The 24,720-nt window shown below is 40.7% G+C and carries 20 protein-coding genes; 11 read left to right on the forward strand and 9 right to left on the reverse strand.

Annotated features, from left to right (window positions below; all coding sequences use genetic code 11):
- Positions 1-117: 117 nt before the first annotated feature.
- On the reverse strand, positions 118-2,094 hold the full coding sequence (locus tag DZC72_RS11840) for an alpha-ketoacid dehydrogenase subunit alpha/beta (protein ID WP_243641724.1): 1,977 nt from the start codon (positions 2,092-2,094) through the stop codon (positions 118-120).
- A gap of 124 nt (positions 2,095-2,218) precedes the next feature.
- Between DZC72_RS11840 and DZC72_RS11845 the strand changes: the two genes are divergently transcribed.
- From DZC72_RS11845 to DZC72_RS11865, 5 genes are all read left to right on the forward strand, one after another.
- Positions 2,219-3,169 (forward strand): isopenicillin N synthase family dioxygenase, encoded by a 951-nt coding sequence (locus DZC72_RS11845; protein ID WP_125223135.1) that lies wholly within the window; start codon positions 2,219-2,221, stop codon positions 3,167-3,169.
- Positions 3,170-3,171: 2 nt separating this feature from the next.
- On the forward strand, positions 3,172-3,498 hold the full coding sequence (locus DZC72_RS11850) for a translation initiation factor (RefSeq protein WP_125223136.1): 327 nt from the start codon (positions 3,172-3,174) through the stop codon (positions 3,496-3,498).
- Between the two features lie 113 nt (positions 3,499-3,611).
- Positions 3,612-4,544 (forward strand): DUF1835 domain-containing protein, encoded by a 933-nt coding sequence (locus tag DZC72_RS11855; protein ID WP_125223137.1) that lies wholly within the window; start codon positions 3,612-3,614, stop codon positions 4,542-4,544.
- 1 nt (position 4,545) lies between these two features.
- Positions 4,546-5,418 (forward strand): nucleoside phosphorylase, encoded by an 873-nt coding sequence (locus tag DZC72_RS11860; RefSeq protein ID WP_125223138.1) that lies wholly within the window; start codon positions 4,546-4,548, stop codon positions 5,416-5,418.
- Entirely contained in the window at positions 5,415-6,266 is an 852-nt protein-coding gene (locus DZC72_RS11865) for a substrate-binding domain-containing protein (protein WP_125223139.1), read from the forward strand. Before DZC72_RS11860 ends, DZC72_RS11865 begins: the two co-directional genes overlap by 4 nt.
- On the opposite strand, the gene DZC72_RS11870 is transcribed toward DZC72_RS11865, so the two are convergent.
- Both DZC72_RS11870 and DZC72_RS11875 read right to left on the reverse strand, forming a co-directional pair.
- Positions 6,263-6,694, reverse strand: coding sequence for a response regulator (locus tag DZC72_RS11870; protein ID WP_125223140.1), 432 nt, complete (start codon positions 6,692-6,694; stop codon positions 6,263-6,265). The two genes, DZC72_RS11865 and DZC72_RS11870, sit on opposite strands and share 4 nt — an antisense overlap.
- A 58-nt stretch (positions 6,695-6,752) precedes the next feature.
- A complete protein-coding gene (locus DZC72_RS11875) occupies positions 6,753-7,418 on the reverse strand; it encodes a uracil-DNA glycosylase (RefSeq protein WP_125223141.1) in 666 nt (221 codons plus the stop codon).
- Positions 7,419-7,575: 157 nt separating this feature from the next.
- On the opposite strand from DZC72_RS11875, the gene DZC72_RS11880 reads away from it, so the two are divergent.
- Complete coding sequence (locus DZC72_RS11880; RefSeq protein WP_125223142.1) at positions 7,576-8,004, forward strand: hypothetical protein; 429 nt, start codon at positions 7,576-7,578, stop codon at positions 8,002-8,004.
- Positions 8,005-8,056: 52 nt separating this feature from the next.
- Here the strand turns inward: DZC72_RS11880 and DZC72_RS11885 are convergent, their stop codons facing one another.
- Positions 8,057-9,124: a DUF6340 family protein gene (locus DZC72_RS11885; RefSeq protein WP_125223143.1), complete on the reverse strand. Its 1,068-nt coding sequence runs from the start codon at positions 9,122-9,124 to the stop codon at positions 8,057-8,059.
- Positions 9,125-9,299: 175 nt separating this feature from the next.
- Here DZC72_RS11885 and DZC72_RS11890 point away from each other — a divergent pair, with 175 nt between their 5' ends.
- The gene (locus DZC72_RS11890) at positions 9,300-11,471 is read left to right on the forward strand and encodes an endonuclease MutS2 (RefSeq protein ID WP_125223721.1); all 2,172 of its coding nucleotides are present in this window, start codon (positions 9,300-9,302) and stop codon (positions 11,469-11,471) included.
- A 289-nt stretch (positions 11,472-11,760) separates the two neighbouring features.
- On the opposite strand, the gene DZC72_RS11895 is transcribed toward DZC72_RS11890, so the two are convergent.
- Positions 11,761-13,785: a thiol-activated cytolysin family protein gene (locus DZC72_RS11895; RefSeq protein ID WP_125223144.1), complete on the reverse strand. Its 2,025-nt coding sequence runs from the start codon at positions 13,783-13,785 to the stop codon at positions 11,761-11,763.
- A gap of 187 nt (positions 13,786-13,972) precedes the next feature.
- Entirely contained in the window at positions 13,973-15,565 is a 1,593-nt protein-coding gene (locus DZC72_RS11900) for a thiol-activated cytolysin family protein (RefSeq protein WP_125223145.1), read from the reverse strand.
- A gap of 310 nt (positions 15,566-15,875) precedes the next feature.
- On the opposite strand from DZC72_RS11900, the gene DZC72_RS11905 reads away from it, so the two are divergent.
- From DZC72_RS11905 to DZC72_RS11920, 4 genes are all read left to right on the forward strand, one after another.
- On the forward strand, positions 15,876-17,765 hold the full coding sequence (locus DZC72_RS11905) for a tetratricopeptide repeat protein (RefSeq protein ID WP_165869314.1): 1,890 nt from the start codon (positions 15,876-15,878) through the stop codon (positions 17,763-17,765).
- Positions 17,765-19,486: a tetratricopeptide repeat protein gene (locus DZC72_RS11910; RefSeq protein ID WP_125223147.1), complete on the forward strand. Its 1,722-nt coding sequence runs from the start codon at positions 17,765-17,767 to the stop codon at positions 19,484-19,486. The genes DZC72_RS11905 and DZC72_RS11910 overlap by 1 nt, the downstream gene beginning before the upstream one ends.
- Positions 19,487-19,526: 40 nt before the next feature.
- Positions 19,527-19,931, forward strand: coding sequence for a thiol-disulfide oxidoreductase DCC family protein (locus tag DZC72_RS11915; RefSeq protein ID WP_243641725.1), 405 nt, complete (start codon positions 19,527-19,529; stop codon positions 19,929-19,931).
- A gap of 71 nt (positions 19,932-20,002) precedes the next feature.
- Positions 20,003-20,782 (forward strand): DUF1206 domain-containing protein, encoded by a 780-nt coding sequence (locus DZC72_RS11920; RefSeq protein ID WP_125223149.1) that lies wholly within the window; start codon positions 20,003-20,005, stop codon positions 20,780-20,782.
- 45 nt (positions 20,783-20,827) lie between these two features.
- Here the strand turns inward: DZC72_RS11920 and DZC72_RS11925 are convergent, their stop codons facing one another.
- From DZC72_RS11925 to aroC, 3 genes are all read right to left on the reverse strand, one after another.
- Entirely contained in the window at positions 20,828-22,000 is a 1,173-nt protein-coding gene (locus DZC72_RS11925) for a flavohemoglobin expression-modulating QEGLA motif protein (RefSeq protein ID WP_125223150.1), read from the reverse strand.
- Between the two features lie 188 nt (positions 22,001-22,188).
- Entirely contained in the window at positions 22,189-23,514 is a 1,326-nt protein-coding gene (locus DZC72_RS11930; protein WP_125223151.1) for a dicarboxylate/amino acid:cation symporter, read from the reverse strand.
- Between the two features lie 59 nt (positions 23,515-23,573).
- Positions 23,574-24,638, reverse strand: coding sequence for a chorismate synthase (aroC, locus tag DZC72_RS11935; protein WP_125223152.1), 1,065 nt, complete (start codon positions 24,636-24,638; stop codon positions 23,574-23,576).
- Between the last annotated feature and the right edge of the window lie 82 nt (positions 24,639-24,720).

Below are 24,720 nucleotides of genomic sequence, written 5' to 3' on the forward strand. Positions count from 1 at the left end.
ATACGGTGTCAACCTTACTTTTGGATGTGTTACGGGTAATGCCGATTTAATTACTACAAAGATTGGGCAAAGCTGGAAAATAGGTTCGCCCGTTTCGAATTATTGTTGACGGAAACACTAAAACGATAGCAAATCCAAAAGCGCCTGTTCGAACCTGGACCTGGAAAGGTACTGTTGTTCCAAGCTGGTATTGAAAGGTATGGGAGTGTCCAAGCTTGCCACCCTTGTAACGGGACCGTCCAAGTACCGGAAACAATTTTCCATAACCAAGGCGGAAATATCGCTGGCGATACCACCAAATAGGCTGTCCTCCTGTAAAATAATTAGTTTCCCCGTCTTTTCCACGGAGGCATAAATGGCATCGGTATCCAAAGGCTGTAAGGTTCTAAGATCTAGAAGGTCCGCACTGATATCCGAATGCTTGTCCAAGGTTTCCAAGGCCCAGTGCACCCCTGCCCCATAAGTAACAATGGTTATATCCCCACCGGATTTTAATAGGTTTGCTTTTCCAAAGGGTACGGTGAAAGGGTTGACGGGTACATCTTCATAAATGCTGCGATACAAACCTTTATGCTCAAAATATAATACCGGATTGGGATCTTCTATGGCCGTTGCCAAGAGTCCCTTGGCGTCTGAAGGAAACGCGGGATATACCACCTTTAATCCGGGTGTTTTTGTAAACCAGGCTTCGTTAGTCTGTGAATGGAAGGGACCGGCACTAACCCCGCCCCCACAGGGCATTCGAATGACTACATCGGCCTTTTCGCCCCATCGGTAGTGGCTTTTGGCCAAATAATTGACGATGGGATTAAAGCCACTACTGGCAAAATCCGCAAATTGCATTTCTACGACTGATTTCATCCCATTAATGGATAAGCCCATGGCCGTGGAAACGATTGCCGATTCACAAATGGGCGTATTACGCACACGCTCCTTTCCAAAAGCCTCTACAAAACCGTCCGTAATTTTAAACACTCCTCCGTATTCCGCTACATCCTGACCCATAATGACCAGATTGTTATGTTTTTCCATGGCCGATTTCAACCCTTGCGAAATAGCATCTACAAAGCGGATATTCCGTTTATGAATCAAGGGCGCAACTTCCTTGTAATCAAAATCTTGATACACATCATGTAATTCATGACTTAAAATGGCTGAAATGGATTCCTCTTGAAACGCTCTTTGAAGGTTTTCTTCAATTTCTAGGGCAATTTCCCCCCGGTACGATACATCCATGTCTTCGTTCAACAGGCCGGTTTCAATTAAATGTTTGGCATAGTTATCCAATGGATCTTTGGCCGCCCAGGTTTCCATGAGTTCCTCGGGAACATACTTGGTTCCACTGGCTTCCTCGTGTCCCCGCATTCTGAACGTTTTGAACTCCAACAAAACGGGTCGCGGGTTCTTTCGAATGTCGTTGGATAATTCGTTTACCTTAGCGTATACCTCTAGAATATTATTGCCATCGATTACGTGCGATTCCATACCGTAGCCTATACCCTTATCCGCAATATGCTCGCAGCGATATTGTTCGTTTGTAGGTGTGGATAGGCCATATCCATTATTTTCCACGCAGAAAATTACGGGTAAATCCCACACGGCGGCCACATTCAATGCTTCATGGAAATCACCCTCACTGGTCGCTCCTTCTCCCGTAAAGACGGCCGTCACGCTTTTTTCTTTGCGTAATTTATGGGCCAAGGCAATACCGTCTGCCACACCCAGTTGCGGTCCTAGGTGCGATATCATCCCTATTATCTTGAATTCCTGGGTGCCAAAATGGAAACTACGGTCCCTACCTTTGGTAAAACCTCCCATTTTGCCCTGCCATTGAGAGAAAAGTCGGTGTAGGGGAATTTTCCTTGTGGTAAAAACTCCCAAATTACGATGCATGGGAAGAATATATTCGTTCGTTTTCAAGGCTGAGGCCACGCCTACGGAAATCGCTTCCTGCCCAATACCGCTGAACCATTTGGAAATCTTTCCCTGTCGCAATAGGATCAACATCTTCTCCTCGATCATGCGAGGTTTCAGCATGGCGCGGTACAATTCCAATTTAACATCATCAGCTACCTCAAAACCTTTAAAATCCATAGTGGGAACGTTAGTTTTTATTTGGGTTTAAATGTAACAAAAATCGAATCATCTTGTTGTGTTTATAACAGAATGCGTGTACGCAATAATTTGTAGCTTTGTACTATATTTTAAAAATTTTCCAATGAGTTTAGTGCCAAGTGTTGATTTAAAGGATTTTTTGTCCGATGACCCAAAAAGAAAACAAAAGTTTGTGGAAGAAATTGGGGGAGCTTTTGAAAATATTGGATTTGTAGCATTAAGCGGGCATTTTTTATCCGATAAGTTAGTGGAAGACCTTTATTCCGAAATCAAAAAATTCTTCAACCTTCCTCAAGAAATAAAGGATACCTATGAAATTGAGGGTATTGGTGGCCAGCGCGGGTATACCTCTTTTGGAAAGGAACATGCCAAAGGGAAAAAGGAAGGCGATCTTAAGGAATTTTGGCATTTTGGTCAGTATGTGGAAGATGATATCAAGTTGAAAGAGGAATATCCTGACAATGTTATTGTTGAGGAACTCCCAAAATTCAATGAAGTGGGCAAAGAGACCTATAAAATGTTGGAGAAAACGGCACAATATGTGCTTAGGGCTTTGGCCATACATCTTGATTTAAAAGAGGATTACTTCGATGAATACATAAGGAACGGGAATTCCATTTTAAGGCCCATACACTACCCTCCTATTACTACGGAACCCAAAAATGCCGTTCGAGCGGCTGCGCACGGGGATATCAATTTAATTACTTTATTAATGGGCGCCCATGGCAAGGGTTTACAAGTGCAAAACCATAATGGTGAATGGGTTGATGCCATTGCCAGGCCTGATGAGCTTATGATCAATGTGGGCGATATGCTCTCCAGATTGTCCAACAACAAACTGAAATCCACTATACACCAAGTAGTAAACCCTCCACGGGAATTATGGGGTACTTCCCGCTACTCCGTTCCGTTTTTTATGCACCCAATAAGTGAAATGCCATTGAATTGTTTAGAAAATTGTATAGATCTAGAACATCCTAAATTGTACGAGGACATCACGGCGGGAGAATTTCTCCATGAACGCTTGATCGAGTTGGGACTGATAAAAAAGTAGTTATGGACCTAAGAGACCAACTTAAAAACTTGTTCCCGGACCATGAACCTGAGGAATCCCCAGAAAAAGGGGAAAAAAGCGACCTCTGGCTTCAGGAAAGTCCCATGATATGTAAGTACGAGAAACGCAAGGGTAAACCCATCACCATAATCGAAGGCTATACAGGTGCGGATACCGACTTTAAAAAGTTAGCCAAGGAACTAAAAACAAAGCTTAGCGTTGGGGGAAGCTTTAAAAATGACCAAATAATTATACAGGGGGATTATAGGGACAAAATTATGGAAATCTTAAAGGAAAAGGGCTTTAACGTTAAAAGAGTCGGAGGTTAAAATCTTATATAATGCGTTTATAACAAATAGGTTGCGTCTTTTTCTGTTAAAATCTTTTGTTTTTTTACTTTAAACCGTACTTTTAACTGTTCAACCTAAACCACTATCAGAAAATGAGTTCCCTTCTACACATCACCAATGGAGACGCATTTACGGAACGTCTTAAGAAGTTGAATCTAAAAGGCGACATCATCACATGGCGTGAGATGCTTTGCGAGGGTAAGACGCTTACAACCGTTGGAAGCGAATCCTTTTGGAAGACCAGGTTTGAATTTTTACACAAAAACTATAAGGTTTCCAAATCTTGGTTTATAGAAAAAACTCTTAAGGAATATCGGTCTCTCTGCAATCATAAGCAACAGGACCAGATTGTTCTTTGGTTTGAGTATGATCTGTTTTGTCAGGTCAATATGCTTGCGGTCATTAGTTGGTTGTTGACCAACCGAAGATATGCCCAAATTTCCTTGGTCTGCAGTGGGAAGGAGGATGATTCCGATAAGTTATATGCACTGAATGAACTTTCGGACGAGCAGCTATTAGATCTATACGAGAATAAAGTAGTGCTTAACCAGGACGATGTGGAATATGCGGACTACGTATGGCAGCTGTATTGCAGTAACAATCCCATTCGGTTGGAAAACCTGACGGATTTCAACGATTATAACTTTGCCTATCTAGGCGATGCGGTCAAAACACATTTAAAACGTTTTCCTAGTATTGCCAACGGTCTAAACGAGATGGAAAATAACATTTTGCAATTGGCCATCGATAAAAAACCTAAGTCCAAAAGCGAATTTTTGGCTACCATCCTAAACAACCAAGGAAACCTTGGTTTTGGAGATTCACAATATGAAAGGGCCTTACAAAGGTTAAAACCATTGTTTTCTTCCTTAAACCCTGTGCGGTTGACCAAAAAAGGGAAGGAAATTCTCGACGGACAGACCAGCTATTACTCCTGTATTCAGGATAATGATGTTTATTTGGGAGGTGCCTTGAAATACGATTTTCTTTACAATACAGAGTCTAATAGGATCTTAAAACTCTAAAATGCGCTTAAGCCCATCCGAGCTTATCTTAAATGCCGATGGCAGCATTTACCATCTCAATTTATTAGCAGAAGATATTGCAGATACCATAATCACAGTGGGAGATCCCGACCGTGTGGTGGAGGTTTCACGCCATTTTGATTCCATAGAAATAAAAAAGGGAAAACGGGAGTTTCTAACCCATACAGGCTTTCTCAAAGGAAAACGAATTAGTGTGATCTCCACGGGAATAGGAACGGATAATATCGATATTGTTCTAAATGAATTGGATGCCCTAGTCAATATTGATTTTGCCACTAGGAAGGTTCGGGAAAATCGTATACGATTAAAATTTATCCGAATTGGCACCTCTGGTGCCATCCAAGCAGATATACCGATAGATTCTTGGATATTGACGGAGTTGGCAATCGGTTTTGACGGACTCTTGCATTTTTACAAAAATGAGCTTTCGGACTTCAAGGAAATGGAGGATGAATTTATCCGCCAGACTGCTTGGTCTTCCAAAAAATCCAGGCCATATATCATAAAATATGATAAACAATTGGCCAAAAAATTTAAATCAAATCGTATACGATTAGGAATAACAACCACGAATACAGGTTTTTATGGTCCCCAAGGTAGAAGTTTAAGGTTATCTCCAAATGTGGATGATTTCGTTCAGGTTATGGCTAATTTTCAGTACCAAAATAGATATATTACAAACTTGGAAATGGAAACATCTGGAATCTATGCACTCTCAAAATTGCTGGGTCACCAAGCGATTTCCTTAAGTTGTATCCTAGCCAATAGGGCAACGGGGGAATTTTCCAAAAATCCGCAAGCATCGGTACAAGAACTGATTACCTTTGCACTTCAAAAAATAACATCGGATTGAAAACTGTCAAAATAGTAGGCGTACCGGAACATTTTAACCTTCCATGGCATTTGGCCCTAGAAGAAGGTGCGTTTGAAGACCGTGGCATCGATTTACAATGGGAGGATATTCCCGAAGGTACCGGGAGAATGTGCCAACTCTTGGCCGAGAACAAGACCGATCTGGCCATTATTCTTACCGAAGGTATTGTCAAAAGTATTTCTGAAGGAAATCAGGTTAAGATTGTTCAGGAATATATCGCCTCTCCCCTGCTCTGGGGCGTTCACGTATCGGCTAAAAGCGATTTTAAAAATATAAGCGATTTAAGAGGCGCAAAGGCGGCCATTAGTAGATTTGGTAGTGGAAGTCATTTGATGGCCTTTGTGCAGGCCCAAAACGAGGGATGGGACCCAAATACCTTGCAGTTTGAAGTCATTGACAACTTGGATGGCGCCATTAAAGGTTTGAGCGATGGTACGGCCGATTATTTTATGTGGGAACATTTCACCACGAAACCCATCGTGGACGACGGTGTTTTCAGAAGATTGGGGGATTGTCCCACACCTTGGCCCTGTTTTATGTTGGTAGCCACTGAAAAATTCCTTCAAGAAAACAAAACACTGATGGCGCACATTGTGGAAATTATCAATGTTTATACAGTGGAGTTTAAGAACATACCCAGTATCGATAGGACCCTAGCCAATAGATACGGACAAAAATTGGAGGACATCCAGACTTGGTTGTCCTTGACATCCTGGAGTCAAAAACAGTTGGATTCCGGTGTCCTTGAAAGCGTACTTATCACGCTCAAGCAACTCAAATTAATCGAGAAGGCGTTACCGTTAAATCATTATTTGGAAGATATTTAAACAATTTCCTTTAGATTAAAATGCTTTTCAATGAGTTTTTTGAACGTACTATCCGAAAGCGGTTTTTGTGCATAATCCAGAATATGGGGGTTTGCCGCTGCCCGCTCTTTATCCTGAGGGTTGTCGCTAACGGTAACCAAAACGATTGTTAATTGTTTTTTCAATTCCTGGGGCACTTGTTCCTCGTACATTCGCATGAAATCCCAACCGTCCTTAACGGGCATTCTTAGGTCCAACATGACCATACAGGGCAATGATAACTTTTCCAACCCCCTGTTCATAATGAAATCCAAGCCTTCCTGACCATTAAGGGCCGTGTTTATCTCTATATCAAGGCCTAGTTTATTTATAAAAATGGAATGAAGAAAATTGCTGGATTCGTCATCGTCTATCAGCAATATGGAATTTAACTGATCAAATTTATTCATGGTGTAAACGTTTTATTCAGAAAAATAAGAAAATTCCTATTTCAAATAAAACTAAAACCTACCAATCTATGGTTTTATTGCCCATATCCCATAAAATTTTATTGCATTGTGAAAAATGTCGGTTCCCGAACCAATATCCCCTATTGGCACTTAAAGGGGAAGGGTGACCCGATGTTAGTATCCGATGCCTTTTCCCATCTATCAGGCTAGCTTTTTTCTTCGCAAATCCTCCCCATAACAAAAAGACCACGTTTTCCTTACTTGCGGATATTTTTTCGATAACGCTGTTCGTAAAGGTTTCCCAACCTTTTCCTTGATGACTACCCGCTTGATGTGCTCGAACGGTAAGGGTGGCGTTGAGTAATAGAACCCCTTGGTCCGCCCACCGTTCCAAATTACCGCTGGTTGGATAAGGTTTTTTTAAGTCCGACTCAATTTCCTTGAAAATATTGACCAAGGAAGGAGGATGGGGAATTCCGTCCGCCACCGAAAAACAAAGTCCGTTGGCCTGTCCCGGTCCGTGGTAAGGGTCTTGCCCCAGGATAACGACCTTGGTAGCCTCAAACGGGCAATGGTCAAAGGCTGCAAATATATCGGAGCCCTTTGGATAGCACCTGTTTTGTGTATATTCCCGTTTAACAAATTCCGTCAGCTTTTTAAAATAGGGTTTTTCAAATTCAGGTTGTAGTTGCGATTTCCAACCCGATTCCATTTGTACGTCCATATGTGCGTTTATCTACTTTTTACAAAGCTAGGCGTATATTCCTTGAAGGGCAAGCCAAGGGTGTTTGATTGCGATATAATCATTGGATTTCAAAATTTCTACTTGACAAAGAACAATCTAGATATTAAATTTGTAACTCATTAATATCATGTTTGTTATGAAGAAATACTTTGTAGTGAAAACGGTATTAATCGCCCTAATTGCCGTTTTCTTCTCTTTTGATGTTTCGGGCCAGACGCTGTATGCCCTTAAAATCAACGGTAAAATACGTTCCGAAGCCGTGGACATCACCGCTAAATACCAGCCCCGTTTGGTTATGGGCATGGACCAGGCCCTGGAATTTCAAGGAACTGTGGCCAAATTCTTGGTGAAGCGGAAGGCCATTGAGGAGGATGAAACCCTTTCTCCAATGGCCAAATACGAGCTCTTAAAGCAGCTCTCGAGCAAGGAGACCATGGCCATGGCCGATGTGCTGGAATCCTATCGCTTTCAAGAATACATGCGCATCAAGCCGCAAATCCAACCTATTTTGGAACCTACGAGAGAACAAGAGGATATATGGGCCGCAACTTCCGAGGCAAACTGAGTTAGGGCGGGTTATTTTCTGAATTTAATAGTTCTGAAGAGATTAAGACGTTTTATTCCAGGAAGCCCACTTCTTGAAATTGTTGTTGCACCAATACGTTTTTGGTGATACGTCTTTGGAGGCTTTTAAGATAATCGGTATTAAAGGCTTTGCTCTTAATGTCGATGGATTTTTCGGCCCATTGTAACGCCATATCCAGATTTCCCTGATACTCTTTTAGTACGGCCAAGTTGTAACTTGCCTTGCTTCCTAAATTGGTATCCGCATCCAAAACCAAAGGCGATAATTCTTGTATGGCCAAATTTATTTTGCCCTCTTGAATAAGTCGGTCAGATTTAATCAGCCTGTCATTGCCCTTGGCAAAGTAGGTTCTTTTCAGAATACGCTCTGTTGGCAACAATCTTTGGCCATAGGTCTTACCGGTATTTTTACTTAACCTTAGAGCGTCCCGTCTCCGGTTTTCCATATTCTCAAAGGCATCCACAACGTCGTTCCCACTTGAAGAAGTGACCAGTTCATCGTTTGTAATGATTTCATCCAGCAATATTCTATTTTTGGGGTCAAAGATGCGCCATCCATTCTCAATTAAGGTTTCCATAGTAATTTGCTTTCCCTCGCTTTCTTCTTGCATGCGTAAGAGGTCCGTTTGTTGAAAGCTGGTTTTTTTAACTTTCAGTTTGGTATCTACCTCAAAATATGCCAGGGCAAAAATGGCATCCACGCCAATTTCGTCACAAAGACTGGCAATTTCTTGCCATGTATCGGCATTTAATTGGGTATCGCTAAGGCTTTGGGCTATATTGGCGTGTTGGATCATAAGTACATTCTCGAACCTCTGATCTTTTAAAAGCGCATCAAAGAGACCCTCCATACTGGCCTCCGTTCCATGTATGCCCAACCATTTTTCATCCTGAGCGGCAATGCTTGCCAAACCACCTTTCTTTTTTCGTTTTTCTAAGTACGGCTTAGTCGCATCGATGATACCAATCGTCTTAATTTGATTGGTTATGGTAACCGGAGAGGGTTCTTGGACCAGGATCGATAATTCTTTGGTTGTGGAACATGCCATGAATAAAGAAACGACAATTATGATTATAAAAATGTTTGTATTATATCTCATAGTTTTAAATCTAAATGAATGATTTTTTATGCTAATAGCTTGAAAATCTTATGACTATAACAAAAAATCCTCGAAAATATTGTAATAAAAACCTGAAAGCCTTGTGAACATTGGCTTGGGCGACTTTTTCTATATCGAGACCAATAGCTACCTTTACCGCGAGCTAATGCGATATATGGCCAATATTCATTCAAAAACATTACAGGACCTTGAGTTTCCTAAAGTTTTACAGCAGGTTTCCGCCCGTTGCAATACGGTTTTAGGGAAGGAAGCGGCCTTGGAAATTGCCCCCTTGAACGATGCTCCACAAATGGCGCATTCCTTGGGAATGACATCAGAGTATCTTTCTTCCATAGTAAGCGAGAACAGTATCCCAAACCATGGTTTTGATAGCATAAACGGGGAGTTGCGCCTTTTGAAAGTTGAAAACACTACGTTGGAGCTTCAAGGTTTCAAGCGAATCGCCAGTATTTGCGAAACGGTGTTAGCCCATCAGAAATTTTTCAAAAAATTCCAGGAGTACTATCCCCTGCTGCATGATTTTGCCTTGGAATTGGAACCCAATAAAGAGATTCCGGAACTTATAAATGGTGTTATAGACCGATTTGGCGAGGTAAAGGACAATGCCTCCGAGGACCTATTACGTATTCGTAGGCAAATGAACCAAGTCCGTGGCAAGATTAGCCAAAGCTTTGGTGCTGCGCTGTCCATGTACCAATCTTCGGACTACCTGGATGAAATACGGGAGTCGGTCGTTGAAAACCGACGCGTATTGGCGGTAAAGGCCATGTACCGTAAAAAGGTGCGCGGTGCGGTCATGGGAACTTCCAAGACCGGTAGCATCGTTTATATTGAACCCGAAGCCGCTTTAAAGTACAGTCGGGAACTGAACAATCTGGAGTTTGACGAAAAGGAGGAGATTCAACGGATCTTGAACCGACTCACGAATCAAATTAGGCCATTTAGAGCTCTTTTAAGCGATTATCAGGAATATCTGACCCAGATAGACGTTACTGCCGCAAAAGCGAAGTATGCGCAGGATATCAATGCCCTACTGCCAAAATTGAACAAGGAGCGACGATTGTATTTACGGGACGCTTTTCATCCCCTACTTTTTCTGAGCAATAAAAGAAAGGGAGAAAAAACCTTTCCCCAAACCATAGAACTGCATTCAGAGAACCGTATTATTGTGATTTCCGGACCCAACGCTGGAGGCAAAAGTATCACCCTTAAGACCATTGGGCTATTGCAGGTAATGCTGCAGAGCGGACTTTTGATTCCGGTGCACGAACGAAGCGAGGTCTGTTTTTTCGACAAAATATTAACCGATATTGGTGACAATCAATCCATTGAAAATCACTTAAGTACGTACAGTTACCGACTCAAAAACATGAACCAGTTCCTAAAGCGGTGTAATGAAAGTACCTTGTTCCTGATCGATGAGTTTGGAACCGGTAGTGACCCGGAATTGGGTGGTGCCTTGGCGGAAACCTTTTTGGAAGTGTTTTATGAACGGGGCTCTTACGGAGTCATTACGACCCATTATGCCAATTTGAAAGCTTTGGCCAATGAACTGCCACACGCCACCAATGCCAATATGCTTTTTGACAGCAAGACCTTGGAACCAACATTCCAGTTGATCTTGGGTCAGGCAGGAAGCTCCTTTACCTTTGAGGTGGCACAAAAGAATGGCATCCCCTACTCACTTATCAACAGGGCTAAAAAGAAAATCGAGCGTGGTAAGGTCAGGTTCGATGCAACCATCGCCAAACTTCAGAAAGAACGCAGTAAAATGGCGGAAACAGGCTCCAAGCTTAAAGAAGAAGAATCCAAGGCCCGTGAAGAGGCGGAACGATTGGAAAAATTGAATGCCAAGATAAAGTCCAAATTGGAAAACTACCAGGAGTTGTACGACCATGACCAGCGTATGATCCAGTTGGGCAACAAAGTAAATATTGCTGCGGACAAATATTTCCAGAACAACAAAAAGAGACCCTTGATATCCGAATTACTTAGGATTGTTGAGACCGAAAATAGCAAACGCAAGAAGAAATCGGCTGAAGAGGCTAAAAAGGAGCGGGCCAAAAAGGCCGAGGTAGCGCAAGAAGTCCAAAAAGAAGTGCAGGTCATCCGGGAGAAAAAGAAGGTAGAAAAGAAAAAGGCCATCCAAAAGGAGAAAAGCAAACCCAGACCCGTTTTTAAGGTGGGCGATCGGGTACGAATGTTGGACGGTAAGGCAGTAGGAACCATTGATTCCATCGAGAAAGGAAAGGCAATAGTCAATTATGGCATGTTTACCACGAACGTAAGTGTGGACCAGTTGGATTTGGTTGAAAAGTCGAAATAGAGATTGATTACCAAGTACATATATTAAATCGTATACGATTTAGTACGATGCAGCACCCTGAAATTCTTTAAAAATCAACCGACACCAAGTTGTTGAATCGCAACTTTAGGTGCCGACTGATTTAAAATTCATTGTCCAATTGTTTTTTGACCCTTTGAAACTTTTCATTTACTATGATCGCTTTTTTACTGTACTGAATTCACCTTTGCCAAAGTAAGGTAAAGCTCTAAATGAATCACATCTAAATCAATCTAAGGCCAAGCAACCCCAGTATTTTTTTTCTTATCGTTTAGTATAAAAGATAGGGGCCTGCTACCAATTGTTTGTCCATATTTGCAATAAAGAACTTATCCCCTTCCAAATTGAAATAGATTTGTTGAAGGATGCCTCGCTCCACTTCCAAGGCACATGCCGCACCCACTTCTTCAAAAGGAAATTCATTTCTGGAAATATCCCTTAAGTCAAAAATATCTGTCCAAAAATAGTCTGCAGATCGGTTTACGACCCTTACATCCCGTCCTGCCCATCGGTTTGACCGTCCTTTTTCAAAAAAGTCTTGATAGTCGCTGTATGAAAATTCATCCGTGGGATCGGTTTGGTTGGCCCTTCCCGTATATGCGGCAGCTTCCACTCCCGATTCTAAAAATGGCGCTGTTTCCCCAGGAGCGGATGCTACCTGCCAAAAAGGATTTATTTCAGTTATTATGGGTTCCCCCGTAACGCTGCTTGTAAAGGGTCTAACTGGGGCCTCCGTTGGAAAGGCATCCGGGGCATTTGACCCGAAAGTATTGTTGTTCACATGGATTTCATAACTAGTACCCGATGAATTAAAGAAATACAGGGTGCCACTAGCACTTTCGGCAAACGCCGCCGAAACTGCATCCGCATTAAGAGCGGGTAACAATCCGTCAGTATCCTTTATACCTGATTTTTGGGAAATCTGACCTGTTATGGCGTTCAACCACACATACTCCGTGCCCGCCCCATTAAAGACGATTATAAGGCCATTCCTAAAAAAACAAGCAGCACCTACTCCGTCTTCAAACAGATTGACCAAAGGCCTAAAGTTTTCGGGTGGTAAAGCTCCATCGATGGTACATGAATTTTGTTCATAGGTTAAATTAAGGGATATTCCGGCCCTTCTGTCAGGTTCATTGATACTTCTAACTTCATACCCCAATGGCTGTGCAAAAGATAATAAGGCAGGCTCTGAAAGATGTGCTTCAAGTTCAGACAGGGTAATAGTTCCAACCCTTTCAACAGGGCCTTGGGAGTTGGCAGACTGTAAAATTACTTTTAAGCTTAAATCCTCCAAATCGTTTAGGGCCGTAGTATTTAATGTTCCTTGGGTTGTACCATTAAATGAACTAAAAGCTTGCGCTATGGTTTCTTGGGCGGTGTTGGCAAATGTACTTGTTTCAATTACAATAGTAAATCGACGACCATAATTTACTTTTGCAACATATGCTGCTGGATTAGATTCCGATACATACTGATTTAGGTCGCTTGGTTTTACCGAGGCTTCAAAATAACCTTCCTTATTCAATGGCAAATCATAGTTAATAGTGTAGAAATCTTGCTGAATGGATATTAAAAAGGTCGAATTCTCGAATGTTTCGGGAATTCCTAGCCCGTTATTCAATTGGGTATTATATATTTCTTCGGTGAGGCCCACCTCGAAGGCAATCTGTTCCAATGAAGATATTTGCTTCAATTTGTTGGTGTATTGACCAGGCGATGGATTATTTTGTGCCAATAGTTCCGTTCGAGCCAAAGCAACCTGTGTAGGATTAAACTCGTCAATGGATACCGTTCCCAATAATGTTTGTGCACTATTGCTTATGGATAGGGTTCCTCCTGACCTCGTTAATGGTATTGAGGTTGGTATTCCTGTTTCCAAGCTATTACCTTGAATAAAGCTCCCGCTATAAAGAGCGGTGGCAATTTCACCGTAGATAGGGAATAGCGTTTCACTTTTTGAACTTTCAATGGTGTAATTGGAACAGCCATAACGAACATCTTCCATGTTATTATTAAATAGTTGACGAACCAGTTTACTTTCTACGGTCATAACACTTAAGGTGTCTGAAGCATTATTATTGCTGACATTTGTCAATGCACCCACTTTTAGGATATCTGCAAAACTGACTTCCTTTTCTGTATCAGGTTCCTGTGTTGGTTCCTCTTCTTGTGTTTCATTGGGTATCTCTACCCCTGCATCATCACTTTGGCTACATCCCAGGCCAATAATTAGGATTATGGATATGGATATGCGCGTAAATCGGGCAACTCCGGAGTTATTATGTTTTTTCATTTTTTCTGGATTTTGGTTCTTTTATCAATGTATTTGCATTTGATATAAATGCCTTAAAATGGTTATGTTCGAAGAATGACCGGGATTAAGAAATTCCTTAATAGCATTAAAAGCCATCGTCAAAAAACAGCCGACACCAAGTTGTTGAATCGCAACTTTAGGTGCCGACTGAAATTACAAGAACTGATTATTTCGTACGAACAACCTTAAAGTGGGCGGTAATACCTGCATTAAAGTCTAAGGAAAAGTCCTTTTCAATTCCAATTTCGAGCAAATCTAGCTTAACGCTATCGAATCGAGACCCTAGGTTGGCGTTTCCAAAAATTCCATTATAATCATATAGCTGCCCAGAGAATTCTATTTGATCAATGGCCATGTTCGGGCGATACGGTTTGAAGGTATAGGAACCCTCTGAAACGGGAATATCGTAGTCTTTATCATTTTGAACGTCTACAAAGTTGCTGGATGACCTACTCCATCCCGGACCGTCGTCCAATCCGTTGTTGTTGGCATCCAAATAACCGTTACCAACCTTCATTCTCATCCTAAGGCTACCGTTTACCTCGGTATCCGAAGGTTGGGTACCGGTAATTTTGTCGATGGTTACCTGGTACTCCGGATAAGCCAAATCACAATCTCGAATTTGATATTCTGTAGCCAATACTACCTTTGCAACTGGAAAGCCTTCTTTAACATAGTTCAGTTTATAAGCCAGTGGTGCCCCTGGGGAATCCTTTGAATAATTTCCACCTTCAGATATAAAATTATATACTTCTCCTGGACCATTGATAGCTTGGACAGCTCCATCTCCCGACCCTCCTATAATAAGTGCCTGAATGTTGGATGAATTAATAATGTTTTGATATTCAACATCAATAGTTCCATCAGTAGAACCTACCGAAGCATCAAATGCATTTTTAACATCAGTAATACTAAAATTTGACTCTACTGTATACAATACCATTCTACCGTACTGAACGGAGGAAACATAAACTGGACTAGTTGAACCCAGGACATTTACATCGGGTAAATCTGTAAATAGATCTGATGGTGATTTTCCGGGTGTATCTACATCCAAGGTGTAATATCTCTGAATAAATTTCAAGACAAAGGTGTTTTTATACGTTGAATTACTAAAATCCAAAGTGTTAGACACTTTTTTACCGACCCCTCGGTAATTGACACCAACGGAAGCCTCCAAATGTTGTGCGGAATGAACTTCCTCTATTTCCAAGTTAATTGCCGCCGCAGTTGCCCCGTTTACTTCTTGGTTTAACAAATCAGCTATACCTTGTCTAACATTGGATAATTTATCTGGATCCTCAATGGTTACCTTGACGTTGGCAATATTCTGTAAAGATGCCGAAATGGTAATCGGCGCTCTTGCTCCGCTAATGCGTTGGTATTCCCCCGTAGGTATGGTCTCTCCTTTTAATAAGGCACCCGGATAAATTACATCGGTAGTTGGATCCAAAGTAAACATTTCATTAAATCCAGGGGCTCCCTTGTAGGTTTTCGTTGTGCATTCTAAAGTTGAATCTTCTGTATCGCGCTCCGGGTCACTACTATCCGTTTCGACAACTGGTGTTTCCTCTGGTTGATCAAAAGAATTTAAATTAGTTACTGAATTGTTAAATTCTACAGCAACTTCGACCGTGAAGTTAGGTTCACTGGGTTCCTCTATGACTTCATCCTTGCTACAACTATTAACAGCGACTAAAATAAGACCTAGTGCAACTGCATACTTACCTGTTTTGAAAGTTGATTGTTTTGTTTTCATAATTTTTTGGTTTTAAAGATTCAACACCTCAAAACTACCTTCAAATCAATCCCTTACCTAATTATGTCCATGGACAAAGTATGGACAACAATAACAATAATGGGCTTTGAGTACGATGGACAACGATTGGAATGCAATGTGCAGGTATGTAATTAAATAATTGATAATCAATATATTATAAATTTATTCATCACTAAAATAAAACACATATACATGGACAACTCATGGACAATGGTCATTTTGGGCGTAACGTTGACAAGTAGTTGTTGCCGATATTATTAATATCTTAGAATGGACCAACATGATAAATATGAAATCAAGCTATCATTCTTTAATTGCTATTTACCTGTTTTTGTTTTGCCATACAATTTTCCGTGGTCAAGAAGATAAAACAGTAGATAGCCTAAAATTTGTTGTATCAAGTAATTCGGATATCGCTGAAAAGATTAAGGCATACGACTTACTTTTTGAGCTTTTCATTTATAATGACACTGAAAAGGCTTTGGAATTTACAAAGGATCTCGATTCGGTAGCCAATAAAGTAAACAACCCGGAAGGTATTATTAGAAGCACCCTGAATCTTGGCTATTATTATTACGTTGAGGAAAAAATGGATAGTGCCGAGCTCTATCTTCGAAGAACGCTGGATTTGTCAAAGGGAAAAGAAGTAAAAGACATTGTACTTGCGGCACTGGACAATTTATCGCTGGTAGAGGCCCATAAGGGAAATTATATCATTTCAAACCAAATATTGGACTCACTTGGCGGACTTTATTTGGTCGATGGAAATTACCTCAGATACGGTGTCACTATAAATAACATTGCTGCCAACCATTATGACCAAGGGAACTACCTCACGGCCATGGAAGGATACCAAAAGGCCTTGAAGGTCTTGGATACGATACAAGATGAGCCTTACAGAAAAGCAGATGTTCTCAGAAACATAGGTAAATTGAACACGCGTCAAGGTCAGTTAGATAGTGCTTTGGATTATTTGAACCAGGCCTTGGAGATTTATCTTGAAATAGGTGATAATCTCTATGCGGCCTCCACTTTTATTGATATTGGTTCTGTACATTCTGACCTTGGCGATTACACCAAAGCGATTGAGTTTTATGAAAAGGGCTTGAAAATAGGCGATGAAAACAACCAAGGTAGCGTTTCTGTATTGGCGTTGGGCAATATAGGGATTGCCTATTTGGAACAAGAAAACTATCTTAAAGCAATTGGATTTTTGGAAAAGAGTTTAAACTATAAAGGTTCGGATTTATCGGATATTAACAAAACAATTTACCTGTATCAAATAGGTAAGTGTTATACAAATTTAAAAAAATACGAACTGGCTTCACAATACCTAGATAGTTCTATAACCATTGCAACGAACCAAAGTATTGGGAATGAATTATTAAATGCCTTGGAATTAAAATCGATCAACAATGAAGAAAAAGGTGATTTAAAAAATGCATTAGTGAATATTAGACTATCCAACAAACTAAAGGACAGTCTTTTTTCTTTAGAAAATTCGAATAAAATAAAGGAACTCCAAACTATATATGAAACCGAAAAAAAAGAAGCGGAAATCGCATTGCAGCATGAAGAAATCAAAACCTTAAACGAAAAATCGCGTGCCGATAATTTAAAAAAAGGTCTGTATGCTGGTGGAATGGCCTCAGCCCTTGCCGTTTCCGGATTGTTGTTCTTTGGTTTTAGACAACGTATTAAAAAGAACCGTATCGCCCGCGAAAAGCAAGAAGAAATCTATAAGCAGGAAATTGAACACAAAAAGAAAGAACTGACCAGCCAGACCCTGCACTTGGTTCAAAAGAACACCTTTATCCAAGAGCTCATGGAAAACTTGGAAAACATTAAAAACTCCCCGGAGAAATTCAAGATGGAATTCCGCCGTATCGTCATGTTGTTGAAGAAAGAAAATGCTTCGGATAAAGACTGGGAGGTCTTTAAAAGTTATTTTGCGGATGTCCATAATGACTTTGACCAAAAACTAAAGACCATCTATCCGGATATTTCCGAAAAGGAGATTCGCTTGGCGGCCTTTCTTCGCATGAACTTGACCACGAAGGAAATCGCTGCAACGCTGAATGTTTTACCGGATAGTATCTTAAAATCCAAGTACCGACTCAAAAAGAAATTGGGTCTGGACAAGGAGACCGATTTAAATCAATTTTTAAATACGTTATAATGCGATTTTTTACAATTCTATTCCTAACGCTTCCATTAGCATCAACTATTGCCCAGAACGATAGGACGGTAAGATTTGACAGCATGGCTTTAGAAGGTCAAATAATGCGTTACCAAGAAACTGTAGAGATTAATTTAAAAGATGCCAAAGGTATCATTGACAGCCTCAAACTCATTGCGATTCAACAGGAGGAAATCTATTTTGAGGCAAAGGCATATCAACTATTGGGGCATTATTTTTATCTAAAATCCGACTTTCAAAACTCCATCGATAACTGTGAAAAGGCTTTGGACTTATTGGAAAGTCTGAAAATTGAAGGTCCCATACCTAACATACTTAACCAATTGGGTATCTCACAGAGATATTTAAGCCAATACGACGAGGCCTTAAAATCACATCAAAAGGCAGCCGAAATTAATGAGAGAATAAATGGAGACCCAATTGATTTGGCAAGAAGTTATTTGAACATGGGTAATCTGATGTTCGATGTAAAAAATTTGGAGGCTTCCAATAAGTACTATCTCCAAAGTGAAGAAATTTGTATAAAATATGGATTGAACGAATTTATCCCTAAATGTTGGGGAAACCTCGCTGCAAATTACCGCTATGAAGGACAGTATGAAAAAGCCCTTGAATATCACCTTAAAAGCATTGCCTTATTTGAAAAAAATCCAAGTATTGCGCTAACACGGGAATACAATAATATAGGTGCGGTCTATGATGATTTGGAAGATTTTAATGTGGCAAAATCATATTATTCAAAAGCATTAATGCATTCTGAAAAATACGGGGAACCACAATTAATAGGGCTAATTTATAGAAATCTTGGGGAAATAGCCATGGTCGAGAAAGACTATGCACTAGCGGAAGAATACATTCAAAAATCAATGGACATTGCCAAAAACACCCAAAATATAGAGCGATTAATACGGGGGTATGGAAAGATGGCCGAAATTAAAGCAGCTACCAACGATTTCAAAAGTGCCTATGAGTACAAATTAAAATATAATCACTTGTATGATAGTCTCAAGGGAATTGAAGTAGCGGAAAGGATAAACAATCTTGAAATCAAATATCAAACTGAAAAAAAAGAAGCGGAAATCGCCTTGCAAGGAGAAGAAATTAAAATCTTAAACCAAAAGGTTGAAATTAGTAATCTGAAAAAAGGGCTTTACGCAGGAGGTATGTTCTCTACCCTTGCCCTCTTCGGACTTTCCATTTTTGGCTATCGCCAACGTATTAAAAAGAACCGGATCGCCAGGGAAAAACAAGAAGCCATCTACCAACAGGAAATCCTGCACAAACAAAAGGAACTGGCTAGCCAGACCCTGCACTTGGTTCAAAAGAACACCTTTATCCAAGAGCTCATGGAAAACTTGGAAAACATTAAAAACTCACCGGAGAAATTCAAAATGGAATTCAGGCGTATCGTGATGCTGCTGAAAAAAGAAAATGCTTCTGACAAGGACTGGGAAGTCTTCAAAAGCTATTTCGCCGATGTCCATAACGACTTCGACCAAAAATTAAAGACCATCTATCCGGATATTTCCGAAAAGGAAATCCGCTTGGCGGCCTTCCTTCGCATGAACCTCACCACCAAGGAAATCGCCGCTACCCTGAATGTTTTACCGGACAGCATTTTAAAGTCCAAATACCGACTTAAAAAGAAATTGGGCTTGGACAAAGAAACCGATTTAAACCAGTTTTTAAATACATTGTAACCCTCTAGGACTTGTATTAAAGCTGCACTATCTTTGTATCGTGAAAGCGACTAAAAAAATAATACTATTCGATGGTGTCTGCAATGTTTGTAATTCATTCGTACAGTTTGTAATCAAGAGAGACCATAACGATGTTTTTCAATTTACATCCTTACAGAGCGACATAGGCATAAGACTCCTGAACGAAAGAAATATTGAATCCCAAACGATGGATTCTGTTGTATTGATAGACCCTGGTGTGGCCTTTTATATAAAATCCGATGCTGCATTGGAAGTGGGTAAGTCCTTGAAAGGGTATCACACAGTTTCCAAGATTTTATATTTGATTCCCAGTAAAATACGAGATATCGTATACGATTTAATTGCCCGAAATCGCTACACTTGGTTCGGTAAAAAGAACGAATGTATGGTACCAACACCAGAGATTAAGTCGAAATTCCTATAAATATTTCGATAGGATCAACAACCATAGCTTCCAAGTCACTGCTGTTGAATTTTTTTTTAAATCTTGTGGTTATGGATGATAAAATAAAGAAAGCTGCAAGAACAGGATTCGCGGCAAAAGGCCTCGTTTATGTAATAACCGGTATTTTAGCCTTTTTGGCAGCCTTTAATCTTGGGGGGCAGAAAGCTGGAAAGTTGGAAGTAATCGATTTTTTGGAAAATCAACCTTTTGGAAAGATAATTCTAGTGGCCCTGGGCCTTGGTCTTTGTAGTTACGCACTTTGGCGCTTCATTCAAAGCGTTCAGGATCCAGAACATATAGGGAATGACGGCAAAGGCATCGTTAAGCGCATTAGCTTTTTTATCAGTGGATTAATTTATATGGGACTTGGTTTTTACTCTATTATTAAAGGATTTTCTCAACCTTCAGGCGGTGGAGGAAGCACGGCTTCTATGATACCAACAGAATATCAACAATATATTTTTCTTGCCGTAGGGATATGTCTTGCAGGTAAAAGCATCTATCAGTTCATTAAAGCATATAAAGGGTCGTTTACATCAAAATTTGATCTCAAAGCATTGTCAGATAATAAGAAGCGTAAATTCATAAAAAATATGGGTTATGCAGGTCTAACGGCACGAGGTATTTTAGTGGGTATTATTGCTTATTTCTTTATCACTGCTGGCTTTTCACTAAGTACCAGTAATAGTGGCATGAAGGGAACGGAGAGTGCATTTTCCTTTTTACAGCAAAATTCTTCGGGACCTTGGTTAATGGGACTAGTCGCGGCTGGACTGGCCTGTTATGGTATCTATATGTTTACCATGGTTCGATATCGCTCTTTTAGATAATGGTTCCAGACTATTTCAACAACAATTTTAATTGTTACGAATAGCCTATTTAAGATTATTCAATATAAAATCCAGGGTTCTATTTTCATTTTTATTGGTCTGAAAGGCAAAATTTTCATAACTATTTGGAAAGGTTAATCCTACCTTTAATGTATGTTCTATAAGTTCTTCCCAATCCAATGAAACCTTTCCGGACAACAATATGTCCATGGATTTCTGTTGCTGATATCGCTTATAAATTTTACGTAGTCCGCTTAAATACAATCTGTCTTTGGTAAAGCCTCCACCTCTATGTGCCCTTAATGTAATCGAAAAGGCGGCATCCCGATCTAGTTTGTAATGGGAATGTATCAAATCAAAGGTATCGGCAAAAGTATATCCCTTGATCAAGCTGTCCGATGCCAACACCCGATGCGCCAATTCCTTCAAGCGCCTTAATGTCAATGCCCCGCTCATGTATTCACTAAAAACGGCCAATCCTTCTTGGGTCTCCATGTTTTTGGGAAATCCATTGGAAAAAATCTTTAAAGGTTGTTTTTGGGCATTGAAGGTGGTCACCATGTGTACACCTATTTCATGGTTTGCCAAGGTCAAAAGTTGATTTTTACTGAACTTGGTATTTTTCTTTATCAATAGTGTTTTGGTGGCATTGCTAACCATGGCATCGGCAGCAATGCTCGTGGAATACTTTATATTCAAAGGAAAATAATACCTACTTGCAAAATCCTCAAAGTATTCCTTTGCATCCGCTGGGGTGTAAATCTTTTCCATGTCTGGAGCTATATCTTCATCGGTAAAATGAAGGATATACTTGGCATTTTCTACATCCTTTTCCGTTGGGGACCCATATACCCGGAGCGAGTTGTAATGGAACCGGTTCTTTTGGCCAATGGTTTGGATACACTGCACCATGTTGGAATAGTAGTAGATTATTTCCTGATAAGCTACCCGTAATTTCTCGTCCTTAATGCGTTCCAAACGTTGTGAAAAGAACAGCCGATGTAATTTATAGGGGTCGAACTTTAGTTTTGGATACCTAAACTCCGGATTTTGGGTGTATTTGGAGGCAAAAAATGAATGCTTTTCCTTTTCGATATTTAAGGGATTTACATAGCTCAAAAGCTCTATGCTCTTTATCAGTCGATCAAGATTCCCATCAATTTCGAATACGTATGGATAATCCTTAACGAGTTTTTCCATCGTTGGTTGTTGTCTCATTTTAGTCCGATTCGGGTAAATTTTGTTGTTTTTATGGGTACGCCGTAAGCGACCTCCATACCTTATTCAATTGTACTTTTGGCTAAAAGCTTAAAACTAACACCTAACAGTTTTTGTGCTTGAATTTGATTTAGAATTTGTGTTTTAATTGTGCTTGAAGTTGAACTTGATGCTTGAACTTCCCCTCCCTATTTCACTTTATCGTAATTATCGTCCCAATTCTTCACTTTTGGTTTTCCTAGTTTTCCAACGGATTTGGCGACCATCATTGCCACGGTTGCATCGCCCGTAACGTTGACAACGGTTCGGCACATGTCCAAAGGTCTGTCCACGGCAAAAATCAAGGCAAGGCCAATGGCCAACTTGTCTTGGGGAAAGCCAATGGATTCCAGAACAATCACCAACATGACCATCCCCGCCCCAGGTACCGCTGCGGAACCTATAGAAGCTAGCAAAGCCGTTAAAACTATGGTCAACTGGTTTGCCAATGTAAGATCAAAGGCCAATGCTTGTGCAATAAAAACGGCTGCGACACCCTGGTATAAACTGGTGCCATCCATATTTATAGTGGCCCCTACTGGCAATACAAAACTGGATACTTCCTTATCAACCCCAATGTGCTCCTCTACCCTTTCCATGGTTACCGGCAATGTCGCCGCGCTGGAACTTGTGGAAAAGGCCAATAATTGTGCCGGACTCATTTTGCTCAAAAATGTTAATGGATTATATCTTGTAAACGTTGATACGATAATCGAATAAAATACGATCATCAAAGCCAGTCCCAAAACTACAACTCCAGCATACTTTAAGAGCGCCAAGAGAAGTTCAGGATCACTGGAGGAAACAACCACCCCGGCCAATAAGGCAAATACGGCGTAAGGTGCGGAGAGCATGATCAAATCCACCATTTTAAGGACGACATCGTTCAGGGAGTCAAAAAACTTTTTGAGGGGCTTGGCATCCTTTTCACCAATCAACAGCATGGAAATACCTAAAAATATGGCAAAGAAAATAACCTGTAGCATCAAGCTGTTATCCGTCATGGCGGCGAGGGCGTTATCTGGAACCATATCCTCCAAAAACTGCAGTGGGCCCGCGTCTTTTTGACGGGAGGCTTCCTCCATCTTTGAAGTGACACCGCTATCGTTGGCGTAGGTATCGGTCAATTTCCTAATAGTTTCTTCGGATATACCCTCCCCAGGTTTTAAAAGATTTACCAATACCAAGCCAATGGTAATGGCAACAACTGTTGTGGCTATATAGATAATGATAGTGCGCAGACCAATATTTCGAAATTTGGAAATATCCTTTAAATCAGAAATACCTTTGATTAATGAGGCCAGGATAAGGGGTATCGCGATTAATTTTAACAGTTTCACGAAGATTGTGCCAAAGGGCTGTATCCAATCCCCAACAAAATCCTTTCCCCAAGAGACTTGGGTCATCAAGAAACCAAAAAGAATGCCCAAGAGCATTCCTATCAATATTTGCCAGTGCAATTCGAGTTTACGCATTTGTTATACTTTTGGCTCAAGATACCAAATAGAAAGCAGACACGCTATACCCCTAAAGATTAAATTTTATTTGTTCTGGTGAGCAGCATATAATCCGCCAGGACCAATGCGGTCATGGCTTCAACTATAGGAACGGCCCTAGGTACTACACAGGGATCGTGCCTTCCCTTTCCCTGAGTTTTCACTATATTTCCTCCCTTGTCTATGGTCTCATACCCTTGTATGACCGTGGCAACAGGCTTAAAGGCAACATTAAAATAGATGTCCATACCATTGCTGATGCCCCCTTGGACGCCCCCACTGTGGTTGGACTTCGTTGAACCATCAGTGTTAAAGGGGTCATTGTGCTCGCTACCCTTCATGGTCACCCCTTCAAACCCACTCCCATATTCAAAACCTTTTACGGCATTTATGGATAACATGGCCTTTCCCAATGCTGCATGAAGTTTATCAAAAACAGGTTCTCCCAAGCCAACCGGTACATTCTTGGCCACACAGGTAATTACCCCGCCTATGGTATCTCCCTCTTTTTTTATCTTTCTTATATAATCCTCCATTTTTGAGGCCATCTCTTGATCGGGACATCTAACCATATTATCTTCGGCAGAATGCAAATCCAACTCCAAATAACTCTTCTCCATTTTAAGCCGGCCGACTTGTGAAACAAAGGCGTTGATTTCGATTCCCTTTAAAAATTGTTTGGCAATGGCTCCGGCCACTACCCTACTGGCGGTCTCACGGGCAGAACTCCTACCACCGCCCCTGTAGTCCCTAAACCCATACTTCTGATCGTAGACATAGTCTGCATGTGAAGGCCTATAAGAATCCTTAATATGGCCATAATCCTGGGATTTCTGGTTGGTATTGTGAATAGCGAAACCTATGGGAGTACCTGTAGTCTCGCCCTCGAATACGCCGGAATAAAACTCGACCGAATCCGGTTCCTTTCGTTGCGTCACAATAGCGGATTGGCCAGGTTTTCGCCTGTCCAAGTCCTTTTGTATCAATGCCAAGTCCAACGTAATACCGGCTGGACAACCGTCCAGAACCCCACCAATGGCCTTACCGTGAGATTCACCAAAGGTCGTTACCCTAAAAATATTTCCAAAGGAATTGCCAGCCATAATCGTTTTTGATAATTGATACCTGCAAATGTAAATTTTAAATGCTTTACGGAAAAATATACGACTTCCTTAAACTTAAATT

Source organism: Maribacter algicola, assembly GCF_003933245.1.
Taxonomy (GTDB): domain Bacteria; phylum Bacteroidota; class Bacteroidia; order Flavobacteriales; family Flavobacteriaceae; genus Maribacter; species Maribacter algicola.

What these genes read in the sequence shown, in the direction of transcription:
- DZC72_RS11840 (WP_243641724.1), bottom strand. Translation starts at nt 2,094, where the DNA reads ATGGATTTTAAAGGTTTTGAGGTAGCTGATGATGTTAAATTGGAATTG.
- DZC72_RS11845 (WP_125223135.1), top strand. Translation starts at nt 2,219, where the DNA reads ATGAGTTTAGTGCCAAGTGTTGATTTAAAGGATTTTTTGTCCGATGAC.
- DZC72_RS11850 (WP_125223136.1), top strand. Translation starts at nt 3,172, where the DNA reads ATGGACCTAAGAGACCAACTTAAAAACTTGTTCCCGGACCATGAACCT.
- DZC72_RS11855 (WP_125223137.1), top strand. Translation starts at nt 3,612, where the DNA reads ATGAGTTCCCTTCTACACATCACCAATGGAGACGCATTTACGGAACGT.
- DZC72_RS11860 (WP_125223138.1), top strand. Translation starts at nt 4,546, where the DNA reads ATGCGCTTAAGCCCATCCGAGCTTATCTTAAATGCCGATGGCAGCATT.
- DZC72_RS11870 (WP_125223140.1), bottom strand. Translation starts at nt 6,694, where the DNA reads ATGAATAAATTTGATCAGTTAAATTCCATATTGCTGATAGACGATGAC.
- DZC72_RS11875 (WP_125223141.1), bottom strand. Translation starts at nt 7,418, where the DNA reads ATGGACGTACAAATGGAATCGGGTTGGAAATCGCAACTACAACCTGAA.
- DZC72_RS11880 (WP_125223142.1), top strand. Translation starts at nt 7,576, where the DNA reads ATGAAGAAATACTTTGTAGTGAAAACGGTATTAATCGCCCTAATTGCC.
- DZC72_RS11885 (WP_125223143.1), bottom strand. Translation starts at nt 9,124, where the DNA reads ATGAGATATAATACAAACATTTTTATAATCATAATTGTCGTTTCTTTA.
- DZC72_RS11890 (WP_125223721.1), top strand. Translation starts at nt 9,300, where the DNA reads ATGGCCAATATTCATTCAAAAACATTACAGGACCTTGAGTTTCCTAAA.
- DZC72_RS11895 (WP_125223144.1), bottom strand. Translation starts at nt 13,785, where the DNA reads ATGAAAAAACATAATAACTCCGGAGTTGCCCGATTTACGCGCATATCC.
- DZC72_RS11900 (WP_125223145.1), bottom strand. Translation starts at nt 15,565, where the DNA reads ATGAAAACAAAACAATCAACTTTCAAAACAGGTAAGTATGCAGTTGCA.
- DZC72_RS11905 (WP_165869314.1), top strand. Translation starts at nt 15,876, where the DNA reads ATGAAATCAAGCTATCATTCTTTAATTGCTATTTACCTGTTTTTGTTT.
- DZC72_RS11910 (WP_125223147.1), top strand. Translation starts at nt 17,765, where the DNA reads ATGCGATTTTTTACAATTCTATTCCTAACGCTTCCATTAGCATCAACT.
- DZC72_RS11920 (WP_125223149.1), top strand. Translation starts at nt 20,003, where the DNA reads ATGGATGATAAAATAAAGAAAGCTGCAAGAACAGGATTCGCGGCAAAA.
- DZC72_RS11925 (WP_125223150.1), bottom strand. Translation starts at nt 22,000, where the DNA reads ATGAGACAACAACCAACGATGGAAAAACTCGTTAAGGATTATCCATAC.
- DZC72_RS11930 (WP_125223151.1), bottom strand. Translation starts at nt 23,514, where the DNA reads ATGCGTAAACTCGAATTGCACTGGCAAATATTGATAGGAATGCTCTTG.
- aroC (WP_125223152.1), bottom strand. Translation starts at nt 24,638, where the DNA reads ATGGCTGGCAATTCCTTTGGAAATATTTTTAGGGTAACGACCTTTGGT.